We start from the raw sequence: 14,349 nt of genomic DNA, 5'->3' as shown, positions 1-14,349 counted from the left end.
CGCAGTGGCGTACAAGGATTGAAAAATGGCTAATACCATAGAACGTGGCCGGATTACGGCTCGTGTATCTTCTTCGATAGAAGAAACACTAAAAGAGGCAGCTGAATTAACCGGAGTGTTATTGAACCAGTTTGTGGTTCAGGCATCTTTGGAAAAAGCACAGAAGATTATTGACAGAGAGCGCTTTGTTAAAATTTCCTGCGCTGACGCTGAATTAATATTAAAAACTTTGAACAGAGCGCCGCAACCCAACGCAGCACTGACGGATCTGTTCGAGCGTCATAAGGAACTAACCAAAAATGGTCTATTTAACGGAACCGCTCGACAAAGAGCACAAGCAACATGATATAGCTGGTTTTGATTGCGGCACTCCCGCATTGAACACCTGGCTCAAAACCCAAGCGAGCCAGGCAGCAAGAAAAGGTCGTTCCATCACCTACGTGATTGTGGACGACGACAACACAGTACGCGGCTACTTCGCGCTGGTTGCTCGCAGGCCCTACCCAACCGAATCGCTCCCCCAGGAATTTGCGGAGAAATTTCCCGTCAGTGTGCCTACGGCACTGCTGGCCCGCCTTGCGGTCGACCTGTCGGTACAAGGCAAGGGCGTCGGCGGTATGCTCTTAGTTGAAGCTATGCAACGTGTCAAACAACTTGCCATTGAGAATGGTGATGTCCTGCTGTTCGTTGACGCTAAAGATGGTCAAGCAAGCTTCTATACAAAATATGGTTTCACGCCACTATTAACAGACCCGCAAACGCTGTTCATCCGCATCGACGAATTACCATAAACCCCCCCCCTGATTATGTTCTTACGTCAGCCTTTCCCAGCACCAACCGTTTCGGGCACGGCCTCGTCCGCGCCAGCGCGACCGCCAATCGCGGCACCATGGCGGCCATGTCGGCGCGGCGGTTGAAGCGATACTGGACCTCGGCGAGGTATCGCCGGGCATACTTCGCGAATTTAAACGCGTGGTGCGTCCCGGACAGGGCTGTTTTCAGGTTCCCCAACAAGACGTTGAGCCATTTGAACGGTTCGATCTCCGTGCCCGCCTTACCGCGCGGCGCCAGCACCACCTTATGCGTATAGCCCAGCTTTTCGAGCACTTCGAAACCCAGCAGCCCGTCGGACAAGACGCAGCTTCCCGGCGCCACAGCCAGGCGCGCCCAGGGTGTCAGGGCCTTGAACGAGAACCCTGCCACCGGATCGAAGCGCACGCGCTGCGGCCGCCCATCGCACATCTCAACGGCGGCGACAAAGGCCACCTTGTTCGACGAGCCGCGCCCCCGCCCGCCACCGGTACGCTCGCCGCCCAGATACGCGTCGTCGACCCGGACATCGCCCTGCAGCGGCCGATCGGCCTCGCGCTGGGCCATCGCCTCCATCAGCTTGTGCTTGAGCAGCCAGGCGGCCTTCCACGAGATGCCCAGCTGCCGCATCATGGCCAGCGCGGCGATATTCGTCTTCGACTGCGTCACCAGGTAGATCGCCAAGTACCACTTCGTCAACGGCAAGCGCCCATGTTCCAGCACCGTTCCGGCGCGCAGGCTGGTTTGATGCCGACAGGCGCCGCACTGCCAGTAGCGCAGTTCCCGCCGCTTGAATTCGTAAGCGGCGCCATGGCCGCAGCAAGGGCAAATGAATCCCTGTGGCCACCGCGCCTTGATGAAAGCCGCCTCGCATTGCTCCTCGGTGCCGTAGTCGCGCAAGAACGCAGGCAGCGACAGTCCCTTCTGAAACTGAATCCCGTTGATCGTCATCATCATCCCCTTCAGTGGCTCTGCCATCCTGATAGGTTTGACTCAACTGGAGTGGCAAAGTTCTGACGAACGAACATAATCAGGAAACCCCCTGTGTCAGGATAGTTGTCGCGTCATCTGATTTCTCGCAATCGTACGTGGGGCGGAGTAAAGACGGGCAGTGAAGCACTAGTCAGCAGAACGCAAGGTCGGCATTACGACACCGAGTGCCGTGCGTGGTGCAAAACACGGGAAAGGCTGGCGAAACACCTGTTTGAGTCCGAGCAGCATCTGGACGACCGCGTCGGCGTAAAGGTGTGGCCGGCCGCGCTTGGCGGAGCCGGCTCCGCCGTTCCGATGCCACAAGCCCGGCTGCATCCAGATCGTCACGTCACCTCGCGCGAGTAGCCCGGTGTTGTAGACGGGCCAGTTCTTGACGCGGTACTTGCCCTTGGGCTCTTGCCGCTGTTGTTCGTCTTTGCGCATCGGTTCAGGCAAAAGACCAGAATCTACGCAAGTTCGTAGAAAGTTAACAGCCCTGCGGCACCGGCTGTTGCGCGTAAACGTCGGCCCTCGCCACGGCTGGATTTACCCAACAACGCCGCGTTGCTCTGACACGTCAGCGTGATTATTCGTGTATTTTTCGACCGGGCAAGAATGTTATCGGTACACACTGGCTACTCCCAACCGTGCTGCACTCGACGAGCACGGTGCGTTTCTTGACAAGGTCGTTGCGGCTGCCCGGGCCTGGAATCAGGACTGTTTTCACCCGCCAGAAGAGGTTGCCGGACTATGGGATCAGCTGGTCAATCAATTCGGCGACGGCGACATTGCGGTGATCTCCGAAAACGCTGAGGCCGTGCGTTGCTTGCTGGCGCTCTTTGCTATCGCCGACGAAGCCAGTATTGGCGCCGGTTGGGACGTAACGGATGAAGAAGTCAGCGAACGCACCTTTGCCGCCCTCACTATGGACTGCATGGCATACAAGGGACCTGATGATACATTCATGGTGAACCTTCCGACGTCTCTATGCTGTGCAGTGTCACCCGACCGGGCCATCGTGTTGCCGAAGGCGAACACGGCAACGGTTGGGTGCACCATCCGGTCGCTGAGTCACTACTTGGCGTTGCTTCCACCTAAGAGCATTCTCACGCCGTCGTGGACGTGGACGAGCACGACGGATCGCTCCACCTCCAAGGCGGATGCTGCATTGCCCTACGATGTGCGCCTGCTGCTGGTGCCGTTCCCCTATACCGTCCACGCCGACAGCTTCCGTCTCAGCTCGAAGCAGGGAAAGTATGGCAATAGCTATAGTATCCCGGCCTACTTCAGCCTGGTCCAGCGCTGGTTGGATGGGCCCGGAGGGCAGATAAGCGGTGAACAAATGGCGCGGGAATTGTTCCTGCCATTGATCCAGGATGCGCGGGCGCAGTCAGGTTGCGTCCCGAACGGTATCGTGCTTCCCGAGTGCGCATTGTCAACCGCCGTGGCGGAGCAACTGGTCTTGGCACTGAAAGACTCCGGAATAGAATTCCTGATCACAGGCGTGCTTGATGTCGACACAGATACTGGCAAAGCGCACAACCGCGCGCAGACATTTGTGATGCGGGAAGGAGAAGAAGGCGCGGTACTGCGGCAACAGGACAAGCATCATCGTTGGCGCCTGGATAAATCGCAGGTTGATCGCTACGCCTTGGATTTCGACAAGAATCATGAGAACGATCAATGGTGGGAGGACATCGAGGTCGGCAATCGCCAGTTGCCTTTTATCGGCCTACGCAAGGACATGTCGATCACGACCCTTATCTGTGAGGATCTCGCCCGCGCAGACCCTGCGATGGGAGTTATCCGGTCCGTAGGGCCGAATCTGGTGATTGCGCTGCTGATGGATGGACCGCAACTCGGCATTCGCTGGCCGGGGCGTTATGCAACAGTCTTGGCTGAGGATCCTGGTTCTGCCGTGCTGAGCTTTACCTGCGCGGGGATGGTGGACCGTTCCAATTGGGTGGAATCACGGCCTGCGAATGCAATCGGATTGTGGCGGGATGCCGGGGCAGGAGGACGGACGCAGGAAATCGGCCTGCCCCAAGGTAGTCTAGGTGTCGTGCTGACTCTGGTGTCAAGCAAAAAACGCCAGACGACGCTGGACGGCAGGTCCGACCAGGAGCTTGCGCGGAAATTAACATTGAGAAACATTGTCCCGCTGTTTCTTGCGGACGGCCCCAAATGGATATAGACTGGACTTACTATGGCGACCAAATCATTCACTTTTGACCTCGGCAATCGGGATTTAACGACCGAGGAACTTGGTGTGGTAAAGAAGGCGAGGGAATCGTTCGTTGCCAGCGCCGCGCGGCATGGCGTCCACATTGCGGGTGGCGTACTGATTAAAGTCACTTCTGGTGGGGCGGCATCCGGCGGTGTCGTCCGGCCGAGAGGGACCGACATCGTCCGACAGGCAACGCAACCAGGTGTTGCTGCGGAACCCGCTCCTGGCACGGCGTTGCAAGCGTCGGTGCCGCGATCTGGTGTCCGCCGGGCCTAGCCGGGCAAAGCACAAAGTGCGGCCTTCCGGTTTTTTTTCGCTGCGAGGTGGAAAGCACGGTCGTCGCGCAAGTCCTTGTTTTTATTGACCTGCGAACGGCCTGCAAAGCCGTCTAGGTCGGTTCGATTCCGATCCTCGCCTCCAGATTCGATTGAAAAATCAAGAAAAAGCCCACTTCGAGTGGGCTTTTTTTGTTCTGGAACACAATTGATAAACGTGTGCCTCGCTTTGCACGCCACACTTCCGCTTCCGGCGACCGGCAGGTCCGCCCAGGCGCATGTTTCGATGTCATCTTGGATGCGTACTGGTATCAATATTGATGCGGGGAGCGAGCATCGCTACGGCTTTCGTCCGGGCCGGCTTGCGGCGAGTTGCGCGCGGACCCAGACGGCTCCCTCGTCCGGCGATTCGAGCAGCGGCAGGTGGCCGCGCAGCGGGGCGTAGCCGCAATTCGCGTGCCTGGCGGCCTTGCTGATCAGGTGCGCGCTGCGCTTGAACGCCGCCATGTCGTGTTCCCCCACGAGCAAGGAAAGCGGCATGTCCAGGCGGGCGATGGCCGCCGGCGACTGGACGTCGCGCGCCATAGACGCCATGCCTTCATGCGTCAGTTCCGTCCACGCATGGCGCCTGACCGCCGCCTCGACCGGAGCGAACGCGGCGGGCTGGGCGCGGATCGCTTCGAAGATCCTGGGCGGACAGGCCAGCCAGCGATCGGCCAGCCACGGTCCGATCCCGCGTGCGCGCGCCAGGCGCGCCAGCTCCAAGTGGCAATCGGCCGCCTCGCGGTCTTGCGGGCCGCCCGCCAGGCCGCACGCCGCCAACAGCAGCGCGGCGTAGCGCGCCGGCCTGTCGAGCGCCGCCTGCAGGGCGACCGTGGCGCCGAACGACAGGCCGAGCACGATGTCGGCGCCATGGGCGTCGGCCACCTCGGCGACGGCATGGGAGAAATCGCCGAGCCGGGCGACGCGCGCAATGGGCCGGGTGCTGGCGCCGTGTCCCGGCAGGTCCAGCGCAACGTGCGCATAGTCGGGAAGGCGGTCCCACAGCGGCCCCCAGACGCCGGCGTCGAGGGTGTAGCCATGGACCCATAGGATGGCCGGGCCGGGGCCGGGGCGGGTGCGTACGGCGATGTCGCCGGCGCCGCCGGCCGGCGCGCGGGTGTTCAAAGGAAGCCTTCGCAGAACTGCCGGAACCCCAGCACGGGGCCGTCGAACGGCGCCGCCTGGCCGATGGCGCCGCCATCGGCCAGGTTCTCCCAGACCAGGGTGTCCTTGTCGATTCCCGCCTCGGCCTGGCGTAGCAGGTAGCGCACCCCGTCCGGCTCGGGCGGACGGCCCGGTTCGCCGATCGGCAGCATCACCGAGAGGCGCAACTCGCATGTGCCCGGATCGACGGGGACGGTGGCGCTGAGCATGATGTACGGCCGCGCGCCGCCCAGTTCCGTGAGCACCAGGGTGGGGCTGTAGGCGGTCGTTGTAAACGGCACGTTGGTCGCGGCGGCGCCCTGCCAGGCTGATGGCGGCAGTTCGAAACGGGCTTGGGCGGCGTAGGCGCCTTCGGCGGTGCGCCCCGCCGCCATCCGCGGCGCATTGCCGATCCGGTGCACTGGTTGGAAATGGCCGCCATCGAACGCGTTCTCGACCACCAGCTCGGCGGGCGCCCGGATCCGGCGCGTGAAGCCGGGCACGATGTAGTGGAGGGCGTCGAGCTGCGCGATGCGTTCGGCGAAGCCGGCGTCGGCGCCGGCGCCGACGCGGGCGAACAGCAGGCCGCCCACCAGCAGCGAAGCATGGCGCGCGACCGACAGGGCGCAGCCGTGCGGTTCGCCCAGGCCGACCGCCTGGCCGTGGAACGGGCAAACCACCCGGTCGCCCCGCAGCTCTCCCGCCACCCCGAGCAGGTAGCCCCGGTGCGGGCAGTTGCCGTCGTAGACGTCGGCATGCGCGGCTTGCTCGCGATAGACCACCAGCAGGGGGCGTCCGGCGAGCGACAAGGCGTTGAGCCCCGGTTTCAGGTCGCGTTCGTATGCCAGCTGATACCAGCCATTGTGCATGCCTGCTCCGAAAGAAAAAGGTCGACGGCGCCGCTGGCCCAGGCCTCGGTCCAGCTGTCGTCGCTTGCGCCGGCGGGACCGTCCAGCGCATCGACGCTGAGCGGCCCCTCGCGTTCCAGGCGCCCGATCAGCAAAGCGGGCGCGCTTGCCAGCCGGTGCACGCGGCCGTGGCGCAGGTAGCGCAGCTGCCACAGGCCGCCGTCGGCCCGCTCCAGCGCGGCCGGCGCGGCGCTGCGCCGCAGCACCAGTTTGCGCCGCAGTGCTTGCGCGTCGGCGCCGCGGATATCGACGTGTTCGCCCTGCCAGGTGCATGCGCCCGCCCCGCGTGCCAGCGCCAGCGCCAGCAGTTCGCCGCGGCTGCGCGGCAAGTCGCGGCCGTCCTGGTCGTCGACAATGATCGTGCCGCCGGCGCCGGGCGCGCCGGCGCTGGCGGCCAGCACGCGCGCCGCCAGCGCCGCCAGCGCCGTTTGCGCGGCGCCGCGTTCCGGCCCGGGGGGCGGGCGGGCGCCGCTCCAGCCGACACCGCAGCCGGGCCAGCCGAAGTAGCGCTGCGCGGCCAGGTGGGGGGGCGCCGCCGCAAACGCCGGGACCGGCCCGGCGGCGGGGGCGGCGCAGCCGAGCCGGCCGTCCTTCGCCGCCTCGAGCAGCGCACGCAGCATCGCGGCGGACACGGCGCCGGCCCGCTCGTGCTCGGCGGGCAGGCGCGGGCCGAGGATGGCTTGGGCCAGCCTGACCGGCACCGCCTCGGGCAGGGGATCGGCCAGCCAGTGCAGCACGGCCTGCATCAGCCAGGCGCCGGCGCACTGGGCGCTGCCGGTGGCGTGTGCCATGCTGGCGCGTATCCAGGCGGCGTGCGCCGATTCGGCGTGGCTGCGCACGCCGTAGTTGGTGGCGAAGGCAAGCTCGTAGTAGCGGGTGGCCTGGTCCAGTTGCGTGCGCTGTTTGTACAGGCGCGCGATGTTGAGGTTGTTGACGTAGGCCAGTCTGGCGTCGTCGACCGCGTCGAGGCGGCGCGCCGCCTCGATGCGCAGCTCCATGTCCAGCGCCTCGCCGGCACGGCCCGAGCGGGCCAGCCCCAGCGCGTGGATGTTCATCGCGTAGAGCTGCTCGCGGCTGTCCGCCGGGGCCGTCCCCGGTTGGCCGAAGTGGGCGGCCAGTCCCGCCGTATCGCCCAGCATGATGCGCGCCCAGCCGACCGACTGGCGCAGGAAGTCGCGCAGCGGCGCCGGCATGTTGTGGGCCGGCGCCGCCTCCCGCGCGGCGTCGGCGAAATTGTGCCCGGCGATGCGGATGCCCTGCAGGCGCGCCAGGACGGTGGCGCGCTGCACCGGCTCGCGCGAACATTCCCTGGCGCGCTGTAGCAGCAGCATGGCCAGCGAGGTGGCGCCTTCGGCGTGGCACGCCCAGGCGTGGTCGGACAGCGGACCGCTTTGCACAAAATAGCTGTTGCCGTGGCACGCGGCGTAGGCGCGCAACCATGCCGGCGCGCCGGGCCGGGCGGCCAATTGGTCGAAGCGCGCGCGCGCCGTCGGCGGCCAGTCGAGCGGGCGCTGCGACGGGCAGCACAGGAACTGGCCGCCGCGCAGCCGGTGGCAGGGGGCCTGCTCGGCCGGCGCGGCCAGCAGGTGCGGCTCGAGACAGGCGGCGGCGGGCGCGGCGCCAACGCCGGGGGCGCGCCGCGCCAGCACAAGGCGTCCGCCCGCCGCCTCCAGCCGCGCCGCGAGAAGGCGGAGGAACCAGGCGTTGTCGTCGGGCAGGCAATCGGACAAGGGCTGCCAGACCACCAGCAGCGGCGCCGCCGCGCCCCCCGACAGGTGGCCGTGCAGCAGCGCGGCGTCGGCGTCGGCGATGCGGACCTGGGCCGGGCCGCGCGCTTCGGCGTCGATGTTGGCGCCCACCGTGGCGGCCCAGGAGGCGCCGGCGTCGGCGGCGGCGGGCGCTTCCGGCAGCGCGACTCCGGCCTGTGCGGCGAGCTGGCGGGCCGCCTCGCGCGGCCGCCAGGCGCCCAGGGTCAGGTCGACCACCCAGGGCACGCCGGGCTCGAGCGCAAGCATGCCGCACAGCGCCGCGTGGCCGGGGGCCAGCAGCGCCGGCCCGGCCGAGGCGGCCACGCGGTTCACGGCGCGGCGGCGGCGCCGGCGCCGCCGTCGGGCTCGTCGCCCACCGCCACCAGGTACAGCGTCGAGTGCAGCAGGCCGTCGAGCGAGAGCAGGTCGTCGACCTGGCGGTCGAGGAAGCCGCCGATCGGCACCACTCCCAGGCCGAGCGCCTGGGCGACCAGGCACAGGTTCTGCGCCACGTGGCCGGCCTCCATCAGGGCGAAGCGGTAGCCGCGCTCGCGGTACTTGAAGGTCGACCGGTTGAACATGGCGCTGACGACAAACACCACGCTGGCGTCCAGGGCCAGGTTCTGCTGCACCAGGGCGTCGGCCAGGCGGCGCGAATCGTCGCCGGCGCGCAGGCAGTGGAGCGCATTGTCGGCCGCGCTGTAGTGGTACCAGCCGGCGCCCAGCCCGGCCACGCGGCTGGTGTGGAAGTAGATTTCGAGCGGGAACAGGGCGCCACCCGAGGGAACGACCCGGAACGGGCGCGGGTAGCCCTGCTCCGTCTGGTCGCGCGTCTGGCCGTAGCTGTAATGCAGCAGCGCGCTCAAGCGCGCCAGCGTCATCTGGCCGGGCGCCAGGGCGCGGGCGGTGTGGCGACCCAGGATCGCGTCCGACAGACCGAGCGCGATCGGCGCGGGCGGCGGCAGCGCCGTCGTCGGATATCCCTCGTACGGCAGCGAAGGCCAGGAATCGAGCATGCGCTGGCGCACCTCCTCGTTCGACAGCGGGGCGTCGTGGCGGTTGGTCTTGCTGTTCTCGTGATACAGCTCCCAGGCCTCGCCGTCCGGATTGGACGGGATGTGGGCAGTGCGCCAGTCGAGTCGGTCCACGTCTGCTCGCTTCACGGATAGGGGTGGGGGATCGGATTGTCGGCGCCGCTGTAGAGCGCCTTCAGGCCCAGCTTTTCGGGCACGCTCCACAGGCGCGCGCCGCCCAGCGCGCGCCAGTGGTGGCCCATGAACAGGGGGTGGTAGCCGGGCACCAGCACGCGCACCACCGTCAGGCCGCATTGCGCGATGTCGTCCGACGTCAGGTCGGCCACCAGCACCTCGTGGCCGGTCTCCTCGACCCGCGCCACCACCTTCGCCACGCTGGCCGCCGGGCCGCCCTGCGCCAGCGATTCGATCTCGTCGAACGACTGGCGCTGGCGGGAATCGAGCGCGAACTTGATCGACTGCCCGTTGGCGTGGTCGCCCGCAAGGTTCAGGTGGTCCATCTGGTTGCGCACCTGCTCGTAGTCGTTGTCGCCGGCGACCGGCGCGAGAAGGCGGTGCACGCGCTGGCTGTAGCGGCGCGTGTGGGCCAGCTCTTCGAGGGCCTTGGCCACCGCCCGCTCCGGGTCGGGGTCGCAGGACGCCGCGAAGACGTGGGCCGGCCGCGCCGGCTGCGACGATTCGAGGATGGACAGCACCACCGGCACGCCGTGATCGAGCGTCAGGTTCAGCAGGATCACGCGGTCGCCGGTGACCTCGAAGCGGTGCACCCGGTCGTAGTTCTCGTCGCTGAGCGTTTCGATGCGGATCTGCGGCATGGCCAGGCCGCGTTGCCAGAAAATGGTGAAGGCGTCGCGTTCGAGCACTTCGCACAGGCCCGACAGCACCGCGCGGTGGTAGTCGGCGTGGCAGGCCAGTCCGGTGGAGATGGGCTGGCCGATGGGCGCCTCGCCAATGGCCGCGTCGTAGAAATACGGGATCCAACAAAACGCCGCCGGCACGTGGACTCGGCGTCCGCTCGAGAACGCGGTGGCGCCCGTCCAGCGCAACGCGGTGTCGGCCTCCAGCGGCGCCCACGGGAAGCCGGGCAGCCGATACTGGGCCGCGCTGTGCAGCGCGAACGCCGCCGGTTCGACGCAGTCGAACGGTGCCTCCCTGGCGCTGCAGAACGGCAGTTCCTCGCGTTCGTACAGGGCCGCGCAATAGCGCTCCACCGCCTCGCCCACGGCCTTGGCGATGGCCACCGAGCGATGCACCGACGCGCCGCCCGTGTTGAAGAAGTTGCGCTGCGCCGAAAACGCGCTGGTGTTCGACGCCTCGGCCGCGTAGTGGAAGAAATTGGGCGTGCCCGGCTCGGTGAATACTTCGCCCAGGCGCCGCACCACGCCGATGTGCTCGTTGACCAGCAGGTCGAACCGCCGTTCGATCGCGCCGATCCGTACGCCGCCGGGCAGCGCGCGCGCGCGGCCGCTCACGAGTCGGCCTCGTCGTTGCCGGGGACGAAGACATTGCGCTCGCCGGTGGTGGTGGCGCGCCGGGTCAGCGGACCGCACACGCGGCAGCGCGGCACCTTCAGCAGGCGGCGCGTGCTCAGTTCGGGGCGCAGCATGTCGACCTCGGTCATCACGCCGGTGCGCACGCCGGCGACCACGCCGCTGCCAAAGCGCACCAGTTCCAGCGCCGCCAGTTCGCCCAGCATGGACGCCATCGGCGGCAGCCAGGCGTCGACGCCCTGGCCGAAGTAGGCCACCGGCTCGGTTGCCCGCTCAATGCCGGGCTGGTTCATATTCGAGCTCTGGCGCGTCCAGGCGCACTCGAAACAGGGGCTTTCCCCGGGGATCACCAGCGGGCCGACATAGCCCATCATGTCCTGCAGCACCACGGGCAGGAACAGCTTGCGTTCGCGCACGCAGAACTCGTTCCATTCCCGCATCAAGCCCAGGCCGCCGAAATCGGAGGTGGCGACCAGGCCCTCGAACTCCATGTCGCCGTCGATCCAGTCGTCGAAGGCGACCGGCACGGCGGCCCGCGCGGGCCAGCGCCGCAGGTCGATCTCGCCGTTGTCGTCGAAGAACGCCATGTTGCGCAGGGCGGGGTGGTCGATCACGGTGAGCTCCAGGGCGCCGCAGGCGGCCAGGCTGTCGGCAAGGCGCGCGCCGACGGCGTTGACGCCGACGATCACAAAGCGGCGCTGGTTCAGGTTGGCGTGCGCCTCCGCCGTGGTGCTGCCCTGGCCCCAGTAGAAGACGTCTTCGTTGGTGGGGACCCGCTCGTCGCCGGCGGCCACTTGCGCGGCATCGGCCAGGAAACGTTTGGCCAGCAGCTTCTCGAGCAGGCTCTGGACATGGTCGCGCTGGTCCTCGGCAAACGGCCGCAGCATCTCCACCAGGGTGGCGCCGCCGGCGCCATGCGCGATGGCGAGCAGTTCCTCGACCACGGGGACCGCGTCGGCGCCGGCCACGTACAATTTCTCGGTGCCGCGCCGCAGGATCACGCCCTGGTCGTGCCTGACCACCTGCAGCGGCCACAGCCGGTAGCGCGGTTCAGCGTCGGTAGGTGCCGCGTCGCTTCGGCTCAGTTCAAGTTTCATGTGGGCTCACTCCGATCATGTTGTGGGCGATGGGGACTCCATCCGGGGCGTTGGACGGCGGCGCGCCTACTCCATATGCGCCGCCGCCCTGCGCGCCGGGTCCGCGCCGGCCGCGCCGTCGACCAGCAGGTAATTGTGTTCCCGGTAGCTGGCGTAGGCACCCTTGAACACGTGGTACAGGTTGCGGTAGGCGCGCTTGAAGTCGGGCTTGCTCATTTTGGTGGGCACCACTGCGTTCTGGCAGTCGAACAAGTCCCAGTTGGGCCTGCCGTCGGACTGCAGTTCGTCCACCGCCGTAAAGTCCTTGAGCAAGTCGGTGCCCGGCAGCGGAGTCAGGATCGTGAAGGACGGGTAGCGGACCCGGTGGTGTTCGACGAAGCGCCGCAAGCGCGCGAAATCCTGCGGCGTATAACTGGTATTGACCACGAACTGCGCAAAGACTTCGATATCGAGCTCGTTGGCCAGGGCCAGCCCCTGCTCGATCTGGTCGACCCTGCACTTCTTGTTGAATTCGTCGAGCTGGAGGCTGTCGATGGCGTCGATGCCGATGAACAGGCGCTCCAGCCCGATCCCGCGCCAGGCCTCCACCGCCTCGCGGTTGCGCAGCAGGGTGTCGATCCTGCAGTAGGTGAAAAAGCGCTTGCGCAGGCCGGCCCGCTTGATGGCGGCCGCCAGTTCGACCATGCGGCCCCGATTGATGAAGGCTTCGTCGTCGACCAGGAACACCCATTCTTCCTTGATGGTGGCCAGTTCGTCGACCACGGCGTCGATATCGCGCGACAGGTAGCGCCCCTCCATGACCTTCCATATCGAACAGAAGGTGCAGCGGTAAGGGCAGCCCAGCGTGGTGCGCATCAAGGCCACCGGACGCATCCAGTCGATGAAGTAGCGCGAGCGGTCTTCGGGCACCAGTGTGCGGTCGGGGCGTGGCATGTCGTCAAGCTGGTTGCCCGAACTGGCCAGGGCGACGAGGGGCGGGCGGAAGGCGCCGTCCGCGCCGCGCGTCCACAGCCCGGGCTGGGGCGCGACCGGCAGGTCCGCCGCCATCGAGGCGAGCAATTCGCCCAGGGCGCCGCAGCCTTCGCCGGAGACGATCCAGTCGATGCTGTCCTTGAAAAAATCCTCCGGCAGGAAGGTCGCGTGGTGGCCGCCAACCACGGTTTTGCAGGACGGCAGCATGGCCTTCACCTGGTCGCAGATCGCGACCGCGCGGCGCACATGCATGCTGTAGGCGGTCACGCCGAGCAGGTTCGGCTGATAGTCGCGCACGACCTGTTCGAGCTCGTCGGGGTGCAACCTGAGATCGAGGATCCTGGCATCGTGGCCCATCTCGCCGACTGTCGCCGCAAGGTATTCGAGGGCCAGCGGCTCGGCCACGGCGCCAAGCGCGCCCCAGCCGAGGACTTCGTTGAGGGAGCTTGGCCAAACCAGTAACACACGCAGCGTCGTCATGGCGTACCGTCCGTTGGTAGATAGGTGCTTGATGCCTGCGGTATTCGGCATGGCAGCCCGGGGGGGCAGCGCGCCCCGCGAGGGGGCGCGATGAGCCGGCGTCGCATTCGTTCCTGGCGCATGAGGCCGAAGGCCGGGAAAAACGCCTAGGCCGCCCGCAGCAGCACCGGGGCATTCACCGCGACGGCGCAGCAACACGGGGTGCAGCAGCAGCAGGACACATCGATGGCCAGGTTGCCAGCCTTGCCGGGCGCGTAGCCGGTGCCGAAGGCCTTGCGGATCGAGCCGATGTCCTTCACCGTCAGGCCGCGCGTCGCAGCGGTCAGCTTGCCATTGCCGAGCTGCACCAGGTCCAGTTTCGTCAGCGTTTTTGCCGCCGGGCTGAGTTCGGCGATCGCCTCGGGGGTCAGGCCCATATGCTCGATATTGACCGTCGGAGCAAGGCGTTTGGTGAGCTTAAGCTGGGCCAGGGTGGCCCGGTTGAGGGTGGCGAGCTTGGCGTCCATCTTGATGTCCGGACGCAGTTCGATGCGCATGTCTGAAGGCGGCTGGGCTACCGCTGGGACCATCTGCACCGCCCCGGCGGCAAGCATGCCGGCGAAGCCTAGCGAGCGCAAAAACTTGCGCCGCCTGTCGATATCGTCTTCCCGCGTGGGCTGCCCTTTGTCGTGATTATCCATAGCTATTCCTTAGTGTGAGTAACAAACAGATGTTTAACAGATGTTTGATTCCAGCACTTTCGGCCCCCATGCCGGGATCGACGCGACGCCAGAGAATATTAAGTAATATTTATTAATACGACAACAGGTATTTTATGCTGTTGATATTCAACGACAGTCGATTCCTGAGTGAAAATATTTCTTGACATATATGGCGGATCGGCTTTGTTTGGCTGGGCCGGGACCTTGGCTAGAAGATGTTTCGTGAAATAAAATTGAATTAATTACGAGAAATAAAATTTCCGCGAATTAATGTTGAGTTTGTCTATATGATATTCCGTACTGGAAATATCAGTTGCAGGCCCAATGAGTATGCCACTATGCCAAGTCTGGCGGAGATTTTTGCGGCCGCCAGAAAACTCCCAGGCGTAATTGACGGCACATGTATTTACTTTATATTCCAATGAACGAATTGATCTGATTATTATTCGC

General features: G+C 65.8%; 12 protein-coding genes and 1 pseudogene. 3 read left to right on the top strand and 10 right to left on the bottom strand.

The window, feature by feature from the left end:
- Positions 1-25 precede the first annotated feature (25 nt).
- Both BM252_RS09800 and BM252_RS09795 read left to right on the top strand, forming a co-directional pair.
- On the top strand, positions 26-346 hold the full coding sequence (locus BM252_RS09800) for a type II toxin-antitoxin system TacA family antitoxin (protein WP_093386920.1): 321 nt from the start codon (positions 26-28) through the stop codon (positions 344-346).
- Positions 300-791, top strand: coding sequence for a GNAT family N-acetyltransferase (locus BM252_RS09795; protein ID WP_093386918.1), 492 nt, complete (start codon positions 300-302; stop codon positions 789-791). Before BM252_RS09800 ends, BM252_RS09795 begins: the two co-directional genes overlap by 47 nt.
- A 13-nt stretch (positions 792-804) precedes the next feature.
- Here BM252_RS09795 and BM252_RS09790 read toward each other — a convergent pair whose 3' ends face one another.
- Positions 805-1,761 (bottom strand): IS1595 family transposase, encoded by a 957-nt coding sequence (locus BM252_RS09790; protein WP_093387272.1) that lies wholly within the window; start codon positions 1,759-1,761, stop codon positions 805-807.
- Between the two features lie 234 nt (positions 1,762-1,995).
- Positions 1,996-2,226, bottom strand: a pseudogene (locus tag BM252_RS09785) (transposase); the annotation flags it as partial.
- 148 nt (positions 2,227-2,374) lie between these two features.
- Here BM252_RS09785 and BM252_RS09780 point away from each other — a divergent pair.
- Positions 2,375-3,976: a hypothetical protein gene (locus BM252_RS09780; RefSeq protein ID WP_139236388.1), complete on the top strand. Its 1,602-nt coding sequence runs from the start codon at positions 2,375-2,377 to the stop codon at positions 3,974-3,976.
- A 647-nt stretch (positions 3,977-4,623) separates the two neighbouring features.
- On the opposite strand, the gene BM252_RS09775 is transcribed toward BM252_RS09780, so the two are convergent.
- From BM252_RS09775 to BM252_RS09745, 8 genes are all read right to left on the bottom strand, one after another.
- Positions 4,624-5,451: an alpha/beta fold hydrolase gene (locus BM252_RS09775; protein ID WP_174900477.1), complete on the bottom strand. Its 828-nt coding sequence runs from the start codon at positions 5,449-5,451 to the stop codon at positions 4,624-4,626.
- Positions 5,448-6,338: a Rieske 2Fe-2S domain-containing protein gene (locus BM252_RS30925; RefSeq protein WP_174900476.1), complete on the bottom strand. Its 891-nt coding sequence runs from the start codon at positions 6,336-6,338 to the stop codon at positions 5,448-5,450. Before BM252_RS30925 ends, BM252_RS09775 begins: the two co-directional genes overlap by 4 nt.
- Positions 6,296-8,458 (bottom strand): hypothetical protein, encoded by a 2,163-nt coding sequence (locus BM252_RS30920; RefSeq protein WP_174900475.1) that lies wholly within the window; start codon positions 8,456-8,458, stop codon positions 6,296-6,298. The genes BM252_RS30925 and BM252_RS30920 overlap by 43 nt, the downstream gene beginning before the upstream one ends.
- Positions 8,455-9,273, bottom strand: coding sequence for a SagB/ThcOx family dehydrogenase (locus tag BM252_RS09765; protein ID WP_093386908.1), 819 nt, complete (start codon positions 9,271-9,273; stop codon positions 8,455-8,457). The genes BM252_RS30920 and BM252_RS09765 overlap by 4 nt, the downstream gene beginning before the upstream one ends.
- An 11-nt stretch (positions 9,274-9,284) precedes the next feature.
- On the bottom strand, positions 9,285-10,631 hold the full coding sequence (locus BM252_RS09760; protein ID WP_093386905.1) for a YcaO-like family protein: 1,347 nt from the start codon (positions 10,629-10,631) through the stop codon (positions 9,285-9,287).
- Entirely contained in the window at positions 10,628-11,746 is a 1,119-nt protein-coding gene (locus BM252_RS09755; RefSeq protein ID WP_139236384.1) for a TOMM precursor leader peptide-binding protein, read from the bottom strand. Before BM252_RS09755 ends, BM252_RS09760 begins: the two co-directional genes overlap by 4 nt.
- 66 nt (positions 11,747-11,812) lie before the next feature.
- On the bottom strand, positions 11,813-13,198 hold the full coding sequence (locus tag BM252_RS09750) for a B12-binding domain-containing radical SAM protein (protein WP_174900474.1): 1,386 nt from the start codon (positions 13,196-13,198) through the stop codon (positions 11,813-11,815).
- A gap of 146 nt (positions 13,199-13,344) precedes the next feature.
- A complete protein-coding gene (locus BM252_RS09745) occupies positions 13,345-13,878 on the bottom strand; it encodes a hypothetical protein (RefSeq protein ID WP_139236382.1) in 534 nt (177 codons plus the stop codon).
- Positions 13,879-14,349 lie beyond the last annotated feature (471 nt).

This window comes from Rugamonas rubra (genome assembly GCF_900114705.1).
GTDB lineage: Bacteria > Pseudomonadota > Gammaproteobacteria > Burkholderiales > Burkholderiaceae_D > Rugamonas > Rugamonas rubra.
This window is presented reverse-complemented; position numbering and strand designations above follow the sequence as displayed.